The sequence below is a fragment of the Ancylomarina salipaludis genome (assembly GCF_004122035.1).
GTDB classification, from domain to species: Bacteria; Bacteroidota; Bacteroidia; order Bacteroidales; family Marinifilaceae; genus Ancylomarina; species Ancylomarina salipaludis.
In genome coordinates, this window is sequence record NZ_SAXA01000001.1 from 155,017 (window position 1) to 175,581 (window position 20,565).

A 20,565-nucleotide genomic window follows, 5' to 3' on the forward strand; every position below is an offset into this window, starting at 1 on the left:
CTAATTAATGTCACCTCCCCTTTCATCATTTAAATCTTTTATAACTGATCTGGGATCAACACAGCTTCCATCAGAGAACAAAACCATTTTTATTGTTTTTAACAGAATTATACAATCATTTTTAAAAGTGATATCAGTAATATATTCAATATCCAAAGCCAATCTTGTGTCCCAGTCGAGAGTATTTCCCCCGTTGATCTGAGCTAAACCTGACATACCGGGTTTGACTGTATGTCTCAAACTTTCCTTTTTTGTATAATAAGGTAAATATCTGGGCAATAAGGGGCGTGGGCCAATTAAACTCATATCACCTTTTAATATATTTATGAGTTGGGGAATTTCATCAAACGATAATTTCCGTATGATTTTTCCTATAAAAGTCAAACGATCTTTATCTGGTAATAATTTACCTGAACGATCTCTTTTATCTGTCATTGTTCTAAACTTGATAATCAAAAAAGATTGACCTTTATAGCCTGAACGCTCTTGTAAAAAAAATGGCTTGTGGATACCTGTTAAAAGCAACAGGAAATATATGATTAGAAAAATAGGTGAAAGTGCAATCAATAAGACAAACGCTATCGTGAAATCAAATACTGGCTTAAAATATCTCAAGTACATACAAAAATCATCACCTATATTTTCAACAACTCATTATTCACAATTTGACTCATCCAGAATATATCAGATTCAGAATAACGAAAATCAATCGGCAGGGACAACATTCTCTGCGAAAAACTGATAATATCATGATTCGCCTTTTCACTTTTTATTTCCCAAAGCACTGCTGAATAGATCTTGTTCTTTATTAATGCTTCTCTAATAGCATTTCTGTCATCCATTGAATTGAAGAGTAAAACAAGAGAAAAAGGTGATGCATGATTTTCGCCTTTTAAAATCGTGCATTTTTCCAGAGATAGAATCTTAGCCAGCCTGCTGTAATTATCATATTTCTTTTTGACAATAGAAATTGGAATATTTTTAATTATTTCTTTGGAAACAGATGACAATGCCGGACATTTACAACTCCCCAATTTCATTTCTGTACGACGAAATATCTCCATAAATCCTTTTTTATCAACATTCCCAACAGAGTCTAAATACATTTTCTTCATATTCATTGCCAAACAACGATCTTCAGAAAGTTTAGCATGATCTGAATTTGAAATGGGTTCTTCAATGCATGAAATATCATTTTTAGTTGACCACAGAATACCTCCGTCAGGTATAGGGATTGTTTTTCTTAATGATGCAACACACCAATCAGCATTGCTTTTATATGCCCAATCTGAGAACAAATCATGCGAATGATCCTCAATCACAATTGCATCAATAGTAGAATTATCCCGGAAATTTCGCAATCCAAAATAATTCATTCTTAAAAGGACATCTCCTTCCCGAAATTTGATATCCTCTATCAAGGCATTGTCATTTGCTAAAGGATAATCAGGATATAATACAATTTCAATACCTGTTGATTTGATAGAATCAATTACTTCATAACAGTAGTATTCAGGGACAAAAAGCCTTTTCCAAAGTTTTTTTTTCAGATGATATTTAATCAATGCATTAACAGCACATCTGCCACAGCCATAATAGTAAGCATTCTCGTGGCAAGTAATAAAATCCGTTTCTTTTGAAAAAGTATACGTATGAAAATTTGAACCAATTTCTTTAGTGGACATACCCGAAATTATTGATACGAAAAAATATGACTTCGAAATATTTTATAAAATTCAATTAAACATCAAAACCAAAAACACACGATAAACTCTAATAGTTAGCAATATACGTATAGGTTTCCAATGCTTTTTGCCAGACTTTTTGTTGTTCATATTTGGCAACAACATTTTTACGGCTATACCTCTTCATTGAAGTATATAAGTGGGTATCTAATAATAATTTTTCCATGGCTTTAAACAAGCCAATCTCATTTTTTGGCTCAATAAGAAAACCGTTCTCCATATCCTGGATAATTTCATTACAACCCGAAATATTTGATGAAATACACGGGATCTCCATAGCTTGAGCTTCCATCAACGAAATTCCGAATCCTTCTCTGTAACTCGGGAAAGTAAACACATTCATTGCTCGGAGAAATGGCCTGACATCAGATTGAACCCCCGCATAAATAATATGAGAATTGCTTTTAATTTCCTCTTGGTTATCAAGCGAAATTGGATCTATTTTGAGTTCAATTTTCCCAACCAGCAACAAAAAAACGTTCATATATTTTTGATTGAGATCAACAAAAACCTTAATCAACTCATTAATGCCTTTATCTTTTACAATACGCCCCACAAAACCAAAAACGAAAGCATCATGTGGAATCCCAAATTGTTCTCTTATACATTTGACATCCTTAATGGTTTCTAAAGAAAACTGACTACTATCTATACCATTAATACTACCATGATGAATTAAATTCGTCTGTTTTTTGGTGATACCATCCTTTTTCAGACTCTTCATCACTCCTTTACTAACGACAATAATATCCGTCGCAAACCAGCAGGACAAACTTTCCATCTTCATTAACAGCTTTCTCTTCAATCCTGTTGTCCCCTCATATCTCAATCCATGAATGTAATAGATACGCTTTGGAATTCTCAACAAAAAAGCTGAAAGCATACAGATAAATCCCCCTTTGGGTGTGTTGCCGTGAACAATATCAGGATGAATTCGATGCATGGTCACAAGCATCCTAAACAGGCTGCAAATATCTTTGAAAATTGAGATTTCTCTCTCCATTTCAACCACATGCCCCTTCACGTTTTCTCTTTCACAAATTCTAGTCATCCACTCTCCTGAACTAGACAGTATTTCTATATCAAATTTTTGTTTGAGGAATTGAATTTGTCCACGAAAAAACTGCAGCGATTGCGGAACAGTTGTTACAATTAAAAAAATCGGCTTCTTCATAAAGTACTCCTATGCAGAATATCGTAATAATTAGACGTATTGCTTAAATTTTCAGACCTCTTTTTAATTAAAAAGTCTGTTTGCTTCGCCACATAAAACAGAAAATAAATAAGCAGCTTCAACACCAGTTTAAAATAGAAAAGGACTTTTTTTCTATCCATGTATTTATTGTAAATACTCAAAACTACACGTACGGATTGGTAATACTTTTTAAAAGTTGGAACCCCTACCTCCCTGTAAAAAATCATCGGTTCATCGAGAACATGAAAATCACTGGAGTCCACCGTTCTCATCCACAATTCAAGATCTTGAGATCTTCGGTATTCTATATTATAGGTGTTCTTAACAAACCAGGATCTCTTGCCCATAACTGAAGGATGAATGAAACAGCCATTCTGAATAATTTCCTGTTTCGAAAACCCATTTTTTTTCTGACAATTACGTTTCCCCACGATATTATTTTGAGTATCAATAGAAATGGCACAACATCCCAAGACATCCAAATTTGGATTTTCTTCCAGGAATTTCACCTGAGTTTCTATTCTATTGGGAAACATGATATCATCGGCATCCATTCTGGCATAATACTTCCCTTCCGCCAATAATGAGAGTTCATTTAGTCGGGCAGGAAGCCCCTTGTTTAGCCCATCAGAAACGACAGTGACCCTGGGATCAGACTGGTATTTTTTTGCTATTGAAAGAGAAGAATCCTTACTACCATCATCTAGTAAAATCAACTGCCAATGCGTGTAAGTTTGATTCAATACCGATCGTATCGCAAAATCCAGATATGCCTCTGAATTGTAAAACGGAATCCCAATAGAAACTAAAACTTTTGAGTTATGCTTCATAAATACCTTCCAATTGCCGGACACTTTTCGTAACCGAAAAGCCCTTCTCAGTTAAAACCTCTTCAATTTCATCCTTAGAAACCGTTGAGCCAGCCAAAACACGATCTAAGGCCATATCCCAATCCTTAAAAGAAGCGTTTAAAGAACACCGATGAACTAACCCTAAACCAAAGTCAACATCCTTGGATATTGTATCGGAAATTAAACATGGGGTTCCAGAAGCCTGAGCTTCGACAAGCACAACCGGGAAACCTTCAAACAGAGAAGGCATAATCACACAAGAAGCTTCATTTAATATCTGAGGAATATCCTCTCGTACACCCATAAAGTGAACACAATCATTCAAATCGAGCTTGTTTACTTTTTGAGAAAGCTCTTCCCATAATTCTCCATTACCAAGAAATGCAAATTGATATGGCTTTCCAATACCCTTCAAATATGCAGCGAAATCAATCGTGAAATCAAAATTTTTAACCGTACTTAAACGACCAATCTGAACAATCAAAGGGGTAGATTCACCCGTTAAAGATGCATCCTTGATACTCAAATACTGATTCAAATCCGGATTTATGTAAGTATTTAAATTTAAGGCATTAGGTAAAATCGTAATCTTCGATTGGTCTACCTTAGGAAACAAAAATTGTCCAGCTGCTTTACCACAGGCAATAAACCGATTTGTAAACCACTGATTCAATCTTTCAGACACTCGCAAATATGCTCTCCCACTTCTGCTTTTAGAATAAAGAGAATTGGAACAATGCGAATGTGTAATTCGATTCTTTACCCCTGCCAAACAAGCAGGTATATGATACATAAATGAATTATAGTTGGTATGCGAATGTATGGCTATATATGGCCCTTGCTTTCTTAAAATCTTATACAACTGATACATTTTAGCAAGTGCATTCGTCGTTGTAATTCTAAAAATCCGACCACCCAATGCCAAAATATCATTGTCGTAATCACATTCATCATCTGTGAAATAAATAAAATCAAACTGAAACTTGCTCCGATCAATATGCCTAAACAAATTAATCAGCATGGTCTCTGCTCCTGCCCGATTCATTCCTCCAACCACATGTAAAATTCTTTTCATACCGTACAACGCTTATGCCTTTTATATCAAAAGATATTTTCTCACTCCTCATTCAAGTATACCATTGTATCACAACACGTTTAAATAAAAATGAACACAATCTGGTTAATCGCCTTTTCCAATATTATAGGTCTCAAAACCAATCTCATCCAACATCCTCTTCGACAAAATATTCCGACCGTCGAATGTGAAAGCAGGTTTTAACATATCCTTGTAAATTCTTTGCCAATCGTAAGTCTTAAACTCATCCCATTCAGTTAATACAGCTATCGCATGAGCTTTATGCATAGCTGCATAAGGATCAGAATGCACATGAACCAATTTTCTTATTTTATCCATACTCATCGCCTCGAACTGACTTGTATTATTCAAATGATACTCTCTCCTGTTATTCTGCAAAAATTCCAAATCAGAAAAGATCTGTTGTTCACTGACTTTAGGATCATAAATATGTATTTCTGCCTGATCCTGCAGCAGTTCGTCAGCGATATAAATTGACGCCGACTCGCGCGTATCATTCGTATTCTTCTTAAATGCCCAACCTAAAAAAGCAATCTTTTTACCTGAAACTGTATTGAAAAGCGTATCAATTATCTTTTTCGAAAACCGATGTTTCTGATAATCGTTTAAATGAACGACTTGTTCCCAATAATCAGCAACTTCCGGAAGATTAAAATGACGGCATAAATACACCAAATTCAGTATATCTTTTTGAAAACAAGACCCGCCAAAACCAACTGAACTTTTAAGGAATTTAGATCCGATTCGACTATCCATTCCGATTGCATGTGCAACTTCGTCAACGTCGGCACCTGTTTGTTCACACAAAGCAGATATTGCATTAATTGATGAAACCCTTTGTGCCAGAAAAGCGTTTGCAGTTAACTTAGACAATTCGCTTGACCAAATTCTGGTTCTAATGATTCGCTCTTTAGGAATCCAGTGGGAATAAATATCAACCAAGGCTTCTTCAGCTCGTTTTCCCAGTTCATCATCCTCACTTCCAATCAGAACCCTATCCGCATTCAGCAAATCTGATATGGCAGTCCCTTCCGCTAAAAATTCAGGATTGGATAGAACACGAAATTGACAACCATTTTGATAAGCTGACAAAATTTGCTTAATCGACTGAGCTGTGCGTACAGGCAAGGTCGATTTTTCAACAATAATTTTATCTTCATTTGCAATTTCAGCAATCTGCCTCGCACACAGTTCAACAAATTTTAAATCGGCTGCCATTCCCTTTCCTACACCATAAGTTTTGGTCGGTGTGTTTACCGATATAAAAATCATTTGAGATTCTTTTATCGCACTGACAATATCAGTAGAAAAGAACAGATTCCTGCCTCTGGCTTCAGCTACAACTTCGCTAAGCCCTGGTTCATATATGGGCAGATTATCCAGACATTCATCGTTCCAGGCTGCAATTCGATCCTTATTTACATCTACAACTGTGACTTTTAAATGCGGACACTGTTTGGCTATAACGGCCATCGTCGGACCACCAACATAACCTGCACCAATACAACAAATTGAATTAACTTTATTGGGTATCATAACCGATTAGTTATTTGTATATTCCAAACACAATTTTTTGCCTAAAGACAACTCGACTTCATCATCATCAAAGACGCCAAAGCCACCTTCGGGATGAAAGGTAATCTCCCCAAAAAATACCTTCCCCTGACAATAATAAAAATCGACACGAGCAAAGGGAAAAGCTTTAGAAAGCCGTTCTGCTAAACGAACCATTTCATCAAATCGTTCGGGTCTTTTCACCGGTCTTCCGTTAGGATAACAATACGTATAAGGCAATAAATTCCAATCAAGATCATACAAATTGCGGGTATGATTCTCTTCTCTATCCAAATCAACTTGTACCAATTCAACATGCCCATTAAGACAAAACAATTTAAAATCAAAAGGGATACTGCCATCTTCGTTGAGTAATAATTTTTCAGCAATAATCCGGGGCTTGATATCCCTATATTGCCACTCCCTGCCTTGCTCGTAATAATTCTGTCTTAGCAAGTTATGGAAGATGGTTCGTTGAAGAGACCAATCAATTACATCTTTATTTTTGACAATCGTATATGATCCGCTGTTATGATTACATTTCAAAATAAATTGTTCCTCTGGCAGATTACTATAATCCAGTTCTTTTGAGGATTCATAAACTCTAAGAATTGGTATCAAATACTCATCGCCAACAAGTTCCCTCACATAATCTCTGACAGCCAGCTTATCGGCACATTGTATATAAATGTTTTTTCTATCATACAATTTAAGCCATTGCAATTTTTCGTGAAAATATTGGGGCTTTCTCAGATCGAGTTTTCGTCCATAGACCTTTCTGTATTTTTTTTTCGCATAAAAAATATCATTACTCAGAAAAGTCTCAATCTTGAAGTAAATTCTAAATAGGAAACTCCAAAACTTAGATTCAAAAATCTCTTTTTTCTTAGGAAATTTAATCATAATATAGAATATTAAATTTAACAGAAGAGAAGTCTGTATTCCTTATTCTAAACAGCCAAAACTAAATACTCGCCCAAAGTTTAATTATCTGGTGTTGGAACATTCATATACATATAAACCAGTTGATTTATAAAATAAAGCATGAAAGTCGCCAAGGTCGAAAAAGCAAATCTAAACTTGGGATTGTAATGTTCAGTACCTAAAAACAGGACTATGGGAATAAAAACCCAGCTATATATCCCAAACCGATCTGAAAAAGGAATATGAAAACAAAGAAAAAATACAGAGCTTAAAAAAATGTAAAGCTTTAAGTAACGATCAAAGGCTATACTGCTATTTCTCAGAGCCAAAAAAACTAACAAGAATAGCGTATTAAAGAGATAAAAATCAATCCGAAATCCGACTTTATAAATATCAATTTCTGCATTCATGTAATGGTTTAGTTTTTCGATATCAAAATCAAAGATGAAACCAAACGAATGCAAACCAATATTTGCAAAAGCCATTAGTGAACAAGCCAAATAACCAAGCAAATAATACTTTAATGGCAAGCGCACAAAATGAATCACTAACAAGCCAATAATGGGTAACAAGATGCTTTCATGAGAAAGAATAGAAGCTAATCCCCATAAAACGGCATATTTATAATCTTTCTGTAAAGTATAGTAAGTACAAGGTAAAAAGAACGAAATTGCAAGACCATTTCTTATAATATTGGATAGCATACCTGGAAATGAAAACATACTGGCAACCATCAGTAAAGCTAGTATGGCATGGGTATGATACCTTGCGAGCTTCATAAAAAACACATAAAAGCCCAGCATTGTAAAAAAAGCTATCGAAATAAAATAGAAAGTAATACTCCCCAAACGCGAAATGTAATAAACAATAAATCCAAAAAAATAGTCGCCGCTTATATAATTAAAATAATCACCTAAAGATGAATAGCTTATCGCAAAATTAAATCGCCTTATATAATAACCAGTATCGGTACCAACAAAACTCGGTCTAACGCCCCAATAAAATATACATAACAAGCAGAATGAGAGTATCAGAACTTTACTCACAACACTCTCTTCATAAGATTTGTGACTAAACATCAGAGCCAAACATGACAAGATGATGCATCCGATCAGAATCCAGTTAAAAAGATCATAATAATCCATTTTACACGAATCGCTTTTTCATTTAATAAATCTTAAGAGTACGCATGAAACAAAAGACACAGGACTCTCTACTCAGGATATTTATCGTAAGATTTTAAAAACTTGTGTTAGGAAAGAAATATTGCGAAACTCAAACCACAACAAAACTCTATAATAAAGAGGTATCATATCTCGATTTAAAATATTGGAATTAACCTCTTTAAATTTATTCTTAACCTGTTCTGTTTTTAAAATATGACTGTTATTAAGTAGCTTGATCTTATAATCCAGTTTAATCTTAGCCAAAGACTTCTCAAATAGTTTTTTGTCTTTCAGCAAATTATCAATCTGCTCAATGACCTTCTCGATACTTGAAAGTGTTTTTAAACTTATATTATTGGTCAGAGATGAACTTCTCTGTATGTAGATATACACCTCATCATCCAAAAATGAGATACGAGGACTTTTAAGTAAAATTTGAGTTAAAATCAGCTTATCCTCCATGCAGCTGACATCCTCATCAAAAGATAAGCCTTCATAACAGGTTGTCTTAATTAGTTTATTCCACAAACCGGCATGAAACTCCCCCAAAAGCATTCCCCTCAAAAATTCTTCAGCAGAATGAACAACTCTATGCTTTATGACTTTTTCATCATTATTCAGGGTTCTCAAAATATAATTCGCAACGATTATATCTGCATGGGTACGGCTCGCTTCGTTGTACAGATTTAATAAAGCATCGGGGCGCAAAATATCATCCGCATCAACATGAAAGATATAGGTTCCAAGAGCATTCTTAATTCCCACATTACGAGCTGAACTAACACCTCCGTTTGCCTTATTTACCAACCTGACCCGTTTATCATTTTCCATAAATGCTTCGCAGATATTTTGACTTTGATCTGTTGAACCATCATTTATCAGAAGAAGTTCAAATTCTGAAAACGACTGAGATAATATACTTTCAACAGTCTCTTTCAGAAACTCTTCAGCATTATAAATCGGAACAATAATAGAAATAGCGACAGAATCAGACATCATAATCTATTCGAGATTGGTCTTTAAAAATTCTAATGAACTGTTTTTATTAGCATCCAAAATGGCATTTACCGACAACCAGTCGATGGGTGCATTTATCAAATCTTCAGTAAGATCATCGGGCGATAAAATCAATCTATCTGCTAAATGAAACATTTCGAATAAGGACTGAAACCTGGTCAATCCCCTTTCTTTATTGCCAATGGCTATAAATGGTTTGTTAAAAATTATTGCAAACACACAACCATGAAACGAGTCAGCGACAATGAATTCAGCATCATCAAAAGCCTTCAACCATTGAGTTAAAGGTGGAAACACATAAGCAGCATCATCTTTCTGAAATTGATCGTCAAAAGGCTTGGGCATCACTCTGAAAGCTTGCAAATTCAAAACCTCAGATACCTGATCAATAATCGTTTTGTTTCGATCAGATTCATCCAATATATAAGTAAAAAGATTACCTGTATTTGGAGGTGTATCATACTTGCTGCACAATTCGAGATAATCGTGTTTCGTTAAGAGCATCGTCGGATCCAAAACCTGTATGGCTTCGGTTGCAAATTTGTCTTTACAAATGGATAAAGCTGATTTTTCTCTGACCGATACCGCTCTAAATTTCTGAATTAACGATTTACAAATTTCATGTTGAGCTTCGGAATATTGCCAAACATCAGTACCCAAAGACGCAGCATAAGCGATTTTTATTTTATCAGTAAAATCTAAAAAATAGTTCTCAATATTAGGTGTGTAATTGGGTCTCCAAACCTGATCGCTTCCTACAATAAAAGCTTCAAAATCAGCCTCTATTTTTTTTAACTCATCGTAAGAGTAAACTTTTTCGGTAATGGGTTGTATTTCCTTATTGATAAACTCTAATGTATGCTTCGAAATAATTTGTCTTTGATAATAATCGGGGTAAATAACTGTATTGCCATTTTGAAAAAGATACTTCTTAACACCTCTTACCAGTTTATTCCGAAACAATTGAAACGAAGATGGAATAGGATGATGAAAATCGATCAAACTGGCTTCATGCCCTAGTTCAGCTAATATTCGCTGTAAAACATAAGCCTGTATAATTCCTCCGTAATTGTACCAAAGTGGCAGCGTTAGAGTTCCTATTTTCATAACAATCAAATATTTGAAAGAATCGATACCAAAAGGCCCTGAGTTATTTCAGAATAACCTTTTTGTCTTGAATATTTATTAATATATATGGTATCGCCTGTGCTATTAAAAACGTATCCTTTTTTATTGATCGAGCCCTGGAGCAAAACATTAAATTCTTTGAAATCCACCTTGCGGGAAGCTATCATTCTGGAATAATAAAACATTAGCGTCGCAGATGTGTCAATTGAATTATCATTGGTATGCCCAAAAAACTGAGGCCAGAACAATCCCTTTACTTTTAAGCTTTCCAGTTTATTATTAATCGTATCGTATAGTTGTTCAAAAGTTTTATTTTGGCTCTTATCTTTCTGATTTGAGTATTTTATAGCATAAGAAAGACCTATTAAAAACCAGCCTAAACCCCGAGACCAATTCACAGGTCCTATTTTTAATCCACTTTCTAAATCATAGGCATGAAATGGTAGATGTGTTTCATTTTCAAAAGCATTATCAATATAAAAATCAAGTTGCTTATCAGCCAATTCTGACGCCTCAGGACACTTTCCAAGCTCACTGTATTCGTACAAAAAGGGGCAAACCATTCCCAAAGTATCTACAAAACAAACCTTCGACTCTTTTCTGTAAAGAACCAATTGTTTGGTCTCAAGTAGAAAATCAGAACAAATCAGTTGATAGATTTCATTGGTAGCATTCAAATATTTAGAATGACCTGTAATTTTAAACAGCCTCAGGAAAACCACCCCAAAGAGTGACTGGTCAATCTTATTAAATTTAAAAAGTAAGCGTCCATCTTTATCAATCAGTTTTTCGCTCTGTTGCTCTACATTAGCTAATATATTTGCTTCACCTGATTTTTCATATTCATCGAGCAAACCAATCATTAACCAGGCTCTTGGAAAATTAAAGTACTGATAGGTATTTCCTCTATTTAGGATTTTAGTCTTCAAACCTGCCAATAAAACATATAAATTCTCTTCATCATTAAAAGACATCTGCACTTTATTTGAAGACAACATACTCTTCGATGCTCTGATGACTATGTCTTTAATCTGTTTAAGCTCTTGAAATTTGAGAATGCTCTCCTTCTTATATTTCCTTTTTAAGAGGGGAAATACATTAAGGGTAAACAAGATTATAACTAAGAGTATAAGAATATAAAGCATGAGCTATTTCAACTTTGCAAATTTCAAAACAGGCTGCAATCCCCGAATGAATAAATAATAATACACCTTAAGAGGGATTGTAAATTTTTTCTCGCGTATTAAGCTCATTATCTCTGCTGAAAACACTTCTCTTGATCTGTAAAAGTGGTATAATGTTTCGGCTAAATACCTGTTTCTATTTTTATTATAATGGTTCAGATCGAATACATTTTTGTAATTGGATAACTCGCCAAGTATATCCAGAGTGACCATAGTCCTTCTGCATTTAAAACATTTTGAACAATTCTCAATTGTGCCACCTGTCTCATTTACATTTTCATATTCTGATGTTACGATGCAGACATTTAAATATTTCTTTGTGATATCAAAATCTGTTATTGCGTTGGTTTTCTCAACTCTATTTTTAAACAATCCGGACATTCTAACTTCCAGTGATTCGGTAGATAATCCATATGAGAGAACAAGCTCCTGATCTTCGGGGCTATCACAAAAAACCTGCATATCCTGGAATGGAACAGCATTAGAATAGTAATAAACGCCAATCTTCTTCTCAAACAGTAAAGCACAAGCAATGTTTCTATAAATACAGGTTACCCCAAAGGGGATATTCAGAATTTCATTAAAATTCGTATCAACCCATAATAATGGCAAAGACAGTTCATCAGATAAATCCTGAACAATATTCTTCATGACATTAAAATATCGCCGGCTTATTTCGCCTTCGTACTGACCAAAAGCTCCTGCATTAAAAAGCGCTAAATGGGTAATCTCGTCAAATGAATTATTTTTCTCAAGTAAAGAATAGAACGAATCAACACCCAATGACATGGCGGTTGCAATCCCATTACTCTCATACCGAGTTGTTACAAGTTCACATTTTACATTTATTCTTTTTAATTTATCCTGATCCAAAAGATTAATTTCCTGCAAATATTTTGTAAGTCCATAATACAATCGCTTGGATACAGGTGTTTCGAATTCGATATCCACCTGATTATGAAATGCAATAAGAAATAGGATTATAAAAAATGGGTTACAAGTTTCGATCGAAATATAATCTTCAAATTCTGAAGCAGTTTCAAACCATAATGTTTGTTTATTACCATCAGAATAAAAATCACAGGCAATCTTAATTTTTTCCCCATCAATACTTTTATAAACCCCGCCCACTTTAATCATAACAAATAAGATTAAGATAATAATTTGACTCGACTAAAAACAACAGTTCAAACTCTCACATAAACCAGAGAAACAACTCTCTGTACTCAACTCTTAACCTGCCACTTAAACTTCAAAACTAAATCTTTCAAAAGATCTATAATAATGGTCTTTTCTGAACTATTTATTGCAAACAGATACATAAACAAAGCATAAATGGCCAGGAATAAAATGTTTTTAATTCCAAAATTTAACCAACCTGTTCCGGGCAATTCTCTAATAAAAGAACCAATTATCAGAATAATTAAAAATGTTGGTAATATCCTTTTTAGAAGTCCCTTAAAGAATGTCAGTATATTTAACTTCAATTTTCTACTGTAATAAACATTAACCACAACAAGGGCAATTAACCACCCTAAAACAATACCATAAGTAACACCTAATATTCCTAATGAGTCTATTAAAAACCAACCGAGGATTGTTCCCAGCGTAATAAATAAAAGGTAAACAAGAGCTTTGAAATAAAATTTATTATTTGCCTCAAGCAACGAATTGGCAAAGTTTTGAGCCAGAGGTATTGTATACGCAAGCATAATAACCAATCCAATTTTCCAGGCAATATGATAGGTGCTGCCTACCCATAACAGGATAAACTGTTGGCCGAAAAGTATAAAAGCGCCTAGTATTGCCAATAGTACGATTAGTGATAAACGTCCTATCCTGACCATCATTGAAGTTAACTCGGCTCCTGATGCATTGGCAACCATCATTTGAGTTGCACGAGGTAAAAAAACGGAGGATATTGCGCCTGAAAAACTGCTGTAATAATTCCCCAGTAATATACCGACTGCATAAATAGCCACAGATACAGAATCTAATTTAATACCTATAATAACCTGTCCGCCTCGCAATTGAAATTGTTGTACGATTGCAAAAACAAATATCCAAATTGAGTATGAGAATATTTGTTTCACAAATCCCATTTCAAACTTGTGAAGTTTGAAAGTCACCCTTAATTTTTTGAGAACATAATAGCTATTAAATAGTATAACCATCAAATTCATTAGGGTGTCCAAGACAACAAGACCAATGGCATCACCACCTAATAATAATAGTCCGACAACAAGTAATGAACGAACTAAATAACGCAAGATGTTTACCATTCGGGGGAACACAAAATGCTCATAAGCAGAACAAATTGCAGAGAATGCACCTCCGGGCAAAGTAATTGCCATATTGAATACCAACAAAATAAACATGATCTTGGCCTTACCAATCTCACTATCTGTTAGCGAATCGCCAAACATGACATCTAAAGAGAAATATAATGCAACGCCCAATAAAACAACTAAAAGAGAAATTGCACCATAGATCCACATGCTTATGGCCAGAAAATTTTGTTCGCCTTTTTTATCCCCTTCTGCCTGATATTTAGCAACAAAACGAATGATCGCATTATTCAGACCAAAATCTAAAACACTGATGTAACCAACAAATGCTCCAATAAGCGTATATAAACCATATTCTGCATCACCTAACTTATGGATTATAAACGGGGTTAGTACTAAACCAACGATATTGGTTAGAATTATTGATAAATATGAAAGTAAAGCACCTTTCTTTAACTGACTCATTATGGAATGTAATATTTCATAGGTGATTAAATTTATATCCTTATAATTAGCACGTTAACTATCATAAAGAAAATCGTTTTAAATATTCACTTTCAACTATTGATATATTCTTTATTTAAACTATAGCCATAAACATAACTGTAACCATAACCGTACCTTGCCGTTTTAATCCCATTTAAAACAAGTCCAAGATTGTTGATTTTAGCTTCTCCCAACAATTTCATATTATGTTCTAAGAATGATTTATGAGTAAACTGGTGACGAACAACAAAAATTGTTGTGTTGGCGTAAGGACTTAATAGCAAAGCATCAGTTACAATCCCAACAGGACTTGTATCGATTACGATACAATCATAGCGTTTTTCCAACTCCTCAAACAAAATCCGTGTTTGCTTTGAATCAATCAATTCAGCAGGATTAGGTGGCAGAGGGCCTGAAACAATACAATCTAAATTTTTATATTCCGTAGGATGAATCACTTCATCTAGATTATTGGTTCCTATTAAATAGGAGGTTATTCCCGATTCATCCGACATATTCAAGTATTCTCCCAGTTGGGGTTTTCTAAGATCAAAGCCAAGTAAAATCGTTTTTCTTCCTGCAAGTGCAAGAATTCCCGCGATGTTAACTGCACAAAACGATTTCCCCTCTCCGGCAGTCGATGAAGTGACAAGTATGGTCTGTTTATCACTTCCATTTTTAAAATAATCCATACGCGTACGCATGGCTCTAAAAGCTTCGGTTATTGGATCGCGTGGATACATTTGTGTTAACACTCCTGCATCTTTCTTACTAAGAGCGATATTGCCAATGATAGGTACAGAAGTTATCTCTTCAATGTCCTCTTTAGTTTGAATTTTATTATTAAAAAATTCTTTTAAAAAGATGAATAAGGCTGGTAGCAATACCCCAAATAAAGTTCCCAATTGAAAAATAAGAACTGTTTTAGGCTCGATTATCTCCTTAAAATAAGCCCTTTCAATAATCTCGTTATCCGGCAGGTTAGACGCCTTTTGAATTTGAGCTTCAACGCGTTTTTCCAATAACATTGTATAAAGATTATTCGTCAGATCAAAGTTTCGTTTGATATTCATAAATTGTTGCTCCTTACCTGGAAGCAAATTCTGTTCTCTCGAAATACTGGTCTTTTGTTTATTTAAAACCGATTGCTGATGACTAATATATTCTTGTTGCGAATTGATATTTTCATACAAAGTAGCTAAAAGAGTTGCCTCTTGCCTCTCCAATTTTTCCAAATACGGGTTATTCAACTTCTCTTTCCCTTTATACTGAAATAATGCTGAACGAACTGTTGCCAACTGAGTTATATATTCACTTAAAACAGTCTGTTCCAATCCCACTGATGCTGGTGAAATTAAATTATTATAATCCTCTCTCTTATTTAAATAACCTTTGAGACGTTTGAAATAGGATGCCTGCATTTCTAATTTCAACAACTCAGCATCAATTTCTTGTAATCTCGTATATGCCGCTTCGACCTGAACAGTTGGCATCACAACCTTATTGGAAGTTCTGAAACGTTGAAGCTTAGCACCCACTCGTCCCAAAGTATCACCTAAACCATAGAGTTGCTGATCAATGAATGAGATTGTATTGTTCGCTATCAGATTCTTTTGATCCAAACCATCCTGTATCCAGACTTCCATTAATTTATTTAGAAAAGCTATGGATTTTTCAAGGCAGGTTCCTGTAGTTGACATATTGGCAATTGATGCCCCTTTTGCTGCATATGAGACATCAATCTCTTTGAAATCCTCAATCATTCGTTTATTATCACGAATGACGAAGAAAAAATCATTCTCATCGACTAACTGTAGAAAATCTGGCCACAAACTTTCAATTGAAAAACCAAAATTCTTCCCCACAATCACTTTTCCTAATTCAAGCTTTTCATCCAAATTAAAATCATTGACTTCATCAACATCTTCATCCTTTAAAAAACTATGAACAACCAGATCCTCACCTTTGGCAACCAATCTTAATTGCCCATCTTCTCCTTTTTTAATATGAAATTCCACATCAATAAGCTGAGGTTGAGTCGGATCTAAAATAACTTTAAACGGTTTGTCTAAATAAAATTCATGAGTCCCATGCTGCCCCGTTGAAAATAAAAAAGCATTGATTGCATCAAAAATATTATCTGCGCTATATTCCTCTATATCAATATTTTTTCTGGAAAAATAACTCACATTAAAATCCAACTGCTCCAGTGTTTGCAATATCTGAGATTCAGTTTTCAACAAAATAACCTGATTTTCAAAATTTTGCATATCCGGAGTCGAAAATCCACTCATCATTGCCATTTCGTCTGACAATTGCCCCTTAGACTCACTCTTAATCAGAACTGTTGAATTGATTTTATATACAGGTGTCGTATATTTATTTATTAAGAAAGCTGTCAAAAGCCCAATAAAGATGAAGCACACAAACCACATCCACTTATTCAAAAAAAGATAAATCCACTTCTTAATGTTTGGCTTTTCTGTCTTTGAAACATTCCTAAGACTGAATACGTCATCAGCGATTGATCTATTATGATTATTTGAATGATACATGATCTTTGTTTAAATAGAAATTCTAAATGGAACACAAAAATGACTCCCTAAGAAAAAACAATACGGTTCGAGTTTACTTAAGAGAATTGGCCAATAAAAAGAAACTGATAATACTGGTTACTAAACCCAAAGAGAAGGTTTCTCCAAAACCAAACATTTTAGCTTTTATAGGTTCTACATAAATCAAATCATTAGGCTGGATGTAATAATTCTGACTATCCACCAGATTCAAATCCGTCAAATCAACATTTATCGTTTTAGTCCCTTCTGTTGTGGGACGTACAATTCGAACACGCTTTCGTTTACCGTAAATAGTTAAATCTCCGGCTAAAGAAATCGCTTCAAAAATGGTTAATTGATCCTTATTCATATTATACTGTCCTGGCGAATGCACTTCTCCCAAAATTGTAAACTGCGTATTCGTCAATTGAACCTGAAGTGTGAAAGTGTCAATATGCTTTTTAAGGATATCCTGCATTTTAACTTTAACCTCCTTTAATGTTAAATCAACCACTTTAATCTGTCCAACGTAGGGAAAATCAATATCACCCTCATCACTCACCTGATAGCTTTGGAACTTTAAAGAACTAGGGTCTCCCATGGTATTCATATTCATTTGACCGGCATCCAAATTGTACAGACTAGCCACAGCCTCATCAGGTGTTAAAACTCTAATGTAAATATAATCTCTTGGCTGAATCGTATAAGCTTCAGTAACTTCAACCGCTTTAGTATAAAGGTTGATATAACTTTTCTTTCCACTCACATCGCGCATGTAAATGGTTCTTTTCTGAGGAATGCACGAAACAAACATGGCTGACAACAACAGAAAAATGATAAGCCTATTAAATTTCATAATATGAAGTATTGATTTACAAATTCGAATTAACTAATCTTCAACATTTAAACTGCATGGATGTTTTTCACTTTTTTACCAGAAGCATTCACATGCATATGCCTCGCAAAAGACATGAATTGTGGTATTTTATAAGTAGCCAAATTCTGACTACAGGTTCTTAATATTTTGGATTTTACTTGCTCGATTTCTGTTTCACCATTCAAAACGATATGGGCTTTAAGACTCTCTCCCAATAATTCATCAAATACGCCTTCAATTGTGCAATCAACAACCTCTGTAACTGATAATATAACCGACTCAATTTCCTTAGGACTTACCCTTTTTCCTCCGAGCTTGATAATTTCTTTTTTACGACTATCCAGAAAAATGTAACCATCATCATCAACTGATCCGATATCGCCAGTATGCAACCACCCCTTTTTTAGCACCTCTTCTGTCCCAGCCAAATCTTTATAATAGCCTTGCATAATGTTGTCGCCTTTAGCAACAATCTCTCCCAATTCTCCTGTTTTTAAAATATTTCCATCTGAATCAATAATTCTAAGCTCAACACCCGCAATTGCTTTGCCTATCGATCCCATCTTTTCAGTGAGTAGCTCCGGTGGTAAAAACGATAGACGTGCTGTTGCCTCAGTCTGACCATACATCACATAAAATGCAATCTGAGGAAACACCTGAATAAAGGTTTCGATAAAAACATTATGCAACTTGCCTCCTGCTTGAGTCACATACCTCAGATCCGGAAAGTCTGAGGATAAAAAGCTTTTCGATTTCTTCAGCAAAATCTGAAAATGACTTGGTACGCCTGCAAAACCGGTACACTTATATTTTTTCAACTTCTCAATAAACGAACCAATAAAAATGAAATTATTGATCAAGACCAATGCCGCCCCAACTTTCAGATGGGTATGCAAAAGCGATAAACCATAGCAGTAATAAAACGGCAGCACAACACCCATAATATCAGTGGTTCTCAATTCCAAATAATCAATTATGGAATGCGTATTGGCTATAATGTTCCGATGACTTAACATGACTCCCTTAGGGATTCCCGTTGAACCGGATGTGTAAAGAATCAAGGCTAAACGGTTGTCATCAAACTTCTTTTCGTTAAGCTTTGAGTCAATTACCTTTTGAGATATAATCTCTTCAAAATCGACCTCATTAAAACAAACAGCTCTTGAATTTTCCGGTGCAGATTTCTTCATTCTGAAATCGATTATGCAAGCTGCATCGGTCGTCTTAACAATATAAGATAAATTTGAATTCTCGATTGACGGATCCAAAGGCACACACACATTACCCGATTTTAAAATTGCCAAATAAGCAATGATTGAGAATAATGAATTCTCAGAGATCAGTATGATATTTCGATTTTCGCTAATGTTATTTTTTAGATGAAAAGCAAACGCAAGACTATGCTGATAAATCTGTATAAAGGATGCGTCCCGACTCTCTCCCAATAAAAAATCGCAAGTCAGATTTTTTGATTCATCAAACAAATAATCAAATGCATTCATACAATCGGATTTATAAGCTCAAAAAATAGGCGCAGCTCTCAAATAGCTGGTTGTGTGTTGTTTTCTTTCAAAATTCTTAAAGATATTATGAATTTCGTCTACTGACTTTTGAAGCACTTTAGCAATTTCCTCTTCACGATATTGATTCTCCCAGGCATACCAAATCAGGTCCATTTCTTTAAAAGGCATTTGGTAGAAAAATTCCTCTTGAGTCTGTTCGGCACTATAGGTATCAGTAGTTGGCGTACGATCGATTATCTCTTGAGGAATACCCAGGTATTCAGCCAATTGATAAACCTGAGTTTTATAAAGATGCCCTATAGGCATGAGATCAGCCCCCCCATCACCAAACTTCACAAAAAAACCTTGCTCAACCTCATGCTTATTGGGTGTTCCAACAACAGCGTAATGAAGACTTTCTGCATGATAATACAGCATTGCCATTCTACTGCGCTGCTTAAAATTTGTTGCAGCTACAATCTGCAAATATTCATTAACCGGCAAAAGCTTGCTCAATATCTCCCCCGCAGATGTAATAATCGTCAATGAAAATAATGAAGGAAGATTCTGCCCAATATTCTGCTTGATTTCAATCTTGGCTTTATCTGTTAATGGATTAAATTCAGGAAACACTCTTGCAATCGCCTCATCTCTTCGCTTATAACACCCGAAACCTTCAAGCGTTGCAGTAATATTTTCAACAACTGTCCTGACGCCAAACTTATTGGCTAAAGCTTGTGCTAATGTTAAACTTTCAGGACTCGAATCTCTCTCCGGCATTAAAATGCCGATCACATTTTCCTGCCCTAATGCGCGACATGCCAAAGCAAGTACAACCGAAGAATCAATACCTCCGCTTATGCCTACTACAGCACCTCTTCGTCTCAACTGATTCTTAATATTTCCCCTAAGTTTGTGACAAATTTCATCACATACCAACTCGATATTTTCGATATTTAAAATCTCTTTTGAGAAAGCTTTGCTTGTTGTTTCCATG

General features: G+C 34.8%; 17 protein-coding genes. All 17 read right to left on the minus strand.

The features are described from left to right. Nucleotides 1-621: a sugar transferase gene (locus EO244_RS00695; protein WP_129251955.1), complete on the minus strand. Its 621-nt coding sequence runs from the start codon at nt 619-621 to the stop codon at nt 1-3. Nucleotides 622-635: 14 nt separating this feature from the next. Then, nucleotides 636-1,685 (minus strand): hypothetical protein, encoded by a 1,050-nt coding sequence (locus EO244_RS00700; protein WP_129251957.1) that lies wholly within the window; start codon nt 1,683-1,685, stop codon nt 636-638. Nucleotides 1,686-1,773: 88 nt separating this feature from the next. Continuing rightward, a complete protein-coding gene (locus tag EO244_RS00705) occupies nt 1,774-2,919 on the minus strand; it encodes a glycosyltransferase family 4 protein (protein ID WP_129251959.1) in 1,146 nt (381 codons plus the stop codon). Continuing rightward, complete coding sequence (locus EO244_RS00710; protein WP_129251961.1) at nt 2,916-3,770, minus strand: glycosyltransferase; 855 nt, start codon at nt 3,768-3,770, stop codon at nt 2,916-2,918. Before EO244_RS00710 ends, EO244_RS00705 begins: the two co-directional genes overlap by 4 nt. Beyond that, the gene (locus EO244_RS00715) at nt 3,760-4,866 is read right to left on the minus strand and encodes a glycosyltransferase (RefSeq protein WP_129251963.1); all 1,107 of its coding nucleotides are present in this window, start codon (nt 4,864-4,866) and stop codon (nt 3,760-3,762) included. Before EO244_RS00715 ends, EO244_RS00710 begins: the two co-directional genes overlap by 11 nt. A gap of 105 nt (nt 4,867-4,971) precedes the next feature. Further along, a complete protein-coding gene (locus tag EO244_RS00720; protein WP_129251965.1) occupies nt 4,972-6,423 on the minus strand; it encodes a nucleotide sugar dehydrogenase in 1,452 nt (483 codons plus the stop codon). Nucleotides 6,424-6,429: 6 nt separating this feature from the next. Next, nucleotides 6,430-7,344, minus strand: coding sequence for an ATP-grasp fold amidoligase family protein (locus EO244_RS00725; protein ID WP_129251966.1), 915 nt, complete (start codon nt 7,342-7,344; stop codon nt 6,430-6,432). An 80-nt stretch (nt 7,345-7,424) separates the two neighbouring features. Further along, nucleotides 7,425-8,510: an EpsG family protein gene (locus tag EO244_RS00730; RefSeq protein ID WP_129251968.1), complete on the minus strand. Its 1,086-nt coding sequence runs from the start codon at nt 8,508-8,510 to the stop codon at nt 7,425-7,427. A gap of 81 nt (nt 8,511-8,591) precedes the next feature. Further along, nucleotides 8,592-9,527, minus strand: a complete 936-nt coding sequence (locus EO244_RS00735; protein WP_164977375.1) for a glycosyltransferase family 2 protein — start codon at nt 9,525-9,527, stop codon at nt 8,592-8,594. Nucleotides 9,528-9,533: 6 nt separating this feature from the next. Then, complete coding sequence (locus EO244_RS00740) at nt 9,534-10,655, minus strand: polysaccharide pyruvyl transferase family protein (RefSeq protein ID WP_129251972.1); 1,122 nt, start codon at nt 10,653-10,655, stop codon at nt 9,534-9,536. 5 nt (nt 10,656-10,660) lie between these two features. Beyond that, nucleotides 10,661-11,650 carry a glycoside hydrolase family 88 protein gene (locus EO244_RS00745; RefSeq protein WP_164977376.1) on the minus strand — a complete coding sequence of 330 codons (990 nt, stop codon included), beginning with the start codon at nt 11,648-11,650 and terminating at the stop codon, nt 10,661-10,663. 174 nt (nt 11,651-11,824) lie between these two features. After that, complete coding sequence (locus EO244_RS00750) at nt 11,825-13,000, minus strand: hypothetical protein (RefSeq protein WP_129251976.1); 1,176 nt, start codon at nt 12,998-13,000, stop codon at nt 11,825-11,827. Between the two features lie 86 nt (nt 13,001-13,086). Then, complete coding sequence (locus EO244_RS00755; RefSeq protein ID WP_129251978.1) at nt 13,087-14,613, minus strand: lipopolysaccharide biosynthesis protein; 1,527 nt, start codon at nt 14,611-14,613, stop codon at nt 13,087-13,089. A 92-nt stretch (nt 14,614-14,705) separates the two neighbouring features. Then, nucleotides 14,706-17,189 carry an exopolysaccharide transport family protein gene (locus EO244_RS00760; RefSeq protein ID WP_129251980.1) on the minus strand — a complete coding sequence of 828 codons (2,484 nt, stop codon included), beginning with the start codon at nt 17,187-17,189 and terminating at the stop codon, nt 14,706-14,708. A gap of 73 nt (nt 17,190-17,262) precedes the next feature. Then, complete coding sequence (locus EO244_RS00765) at nt 17,263-18,045, minus strand: polysaccharide biosynthesis/export family protein (RefSeq protein WP_129251982.1); 783 nt, start codon at nt 18,043-18,045, stop codon at nt 17,263-17,265. Between the two features lie 47 nt (nt 18,046-18,092). After that, nucleotides 18,093-19,568 (minus strand): class I adenylate-forming enzyme family protein, encoded by a 1,476-nt coding sequence (locus tag EO244_RS00770; RefSeq protein WP_129251984.1) that lies wholly within the window; start codon nt 19,566-19,568, stop codon nt 18,093-18,095. Nucleotides 19,569-19,586: 18 nt separating this feature from the next. Further along, entirely contained in the window at nt 19,587-20,564 is a 978-nt protein-coding gene (nadE, locus tag EO244_RS00775; protein WP_129251986.1) for an NAD(+) synthase, read from the minus strand. Between the last annotated feature and the right edge of the window lies 1 nt (nt 20,565).

Excerpts from the sequence above, each read along its gene's own strand:
- EO244_RS00725 (WP_129251966.1), bottom strand. The coding sequence starts at position 7,344 with ATGATTAAATTTCCTAAGAAAAAAGAGATTTTTGAATCTAAGTTTTGG.
- EO244_RS00735 (WP_164977375.1), bottom strand. The coding sequence starts at position 9,527 with ATGTCTGATTCTGTCGCTATTTCTATTATTGTTCCGATTTATAATGCT.
- EO244_RS00715 (WP_129251963.1), bottom strand. The coding sequence starts at position 4,866 with ATGAAAAGAATTTTACATGTGGTTGGAGGAATGAATCGGGCAGGAGCA.
- EO244_RS00705 (WP_129251959.1), bottom strand. The coding sequence starts at position 2,919 with ATGAAGAAGCCGATTTTTTTAATTGTAACAACTGTTCCGCAATCGCTG.
- EO244_RS00695 (WP_129251955.1), bottom strand. The coding sequence starts at position 621 with ATGTACTTGAGATATTTTAAGCCAGTATTTGATTTCACGATAGCGTTT.
- EO244_RS00730 (WP_129251968.1), bottom strand. The coding sequence starts at position 8,510 with ATGGATTATTATGATCTTTTTAACTGGATTCTGATCGGATGCATCATC.
- EO244_RS00765 (WP_129251982.1), bottom strand. The coding sequence starts at position 18,045 with ATGAAATTTAATAGGCTTATCATTTTTCTGTTGTTGTCAGCCATGTTT.
- EO244_RS00745 (WP_164977376.1), bottom strand. The coding sequence starts at position 11,650 with ATGTCTTTTAATGATGAAGAGAATTTATATGTTTTATTGGCAGGTTTG.
- EO244_RS00700 (WP_129251957.1), bottom strand. The coding sequence starts at position 1,685 with ATGTCCACTAAAGAAATTGGTTCAAATTTTCATACGTATACTTTTTCA.
- EO244_RS00760 (WP_129251980.1), bottom strand. The coding sequence starts at position 17,189 with ATGTATCATTCAAATAATCATAATAGATCAATCGCTGATGACGTATTC.
- EO244_RS00750 (WP_129251976.1), bottom strand. The coding sequence starts at position 13,000 with ATGATTAAAGTGGGCGGGGTTTATAAAAGTATTGATGGGGAAAAAATT.
- EO244_RS00770 (WP_129251984.1), bottom strand. The coding sequence starts at position 19,568 with ATGAATGCATTTGATTATTTGTTTGATGAATCAAAAAATCTGACTTGC.
- EO244_RS00710 (WP_129251961.1), bottom strand. The coding sequence starts at position 3,770 with ATGAAGCATAACTCAAAAGTTTTAGTTTCTATTGGGATTCCGTTTTAC.
- EO244_RS00755 (WP_129251978.1), bottom strand. The coding sequence starts at position 14,613 with ATGAGTCAGTTAAAGAAAGGTGCTTTACTTTCATATTTATCAATAATT.
- EO244_RS00720 (WP_129251965.1), bottom strand. The coding sequence starts at position 6,423 with ATGATACCCAATAAAGTTAATTCAATTTGTTGTATTGGTGCAGGTTAT.
- nadE (WP_129251986.1), bottom strand. The coding sequence starts at position 20,564 with ATGGAAACAACAAGCAAAGCTTTCTCAAAAGAGATTTTAAATATCGAA.
- EO244_RS00740 (WP_129251972.1), bottom strand. The coding sequence starts at position 10,655 with ATGAAAATAGGAACTCTAACGCTGCCACTTTGGTACAATTACGGAGGA.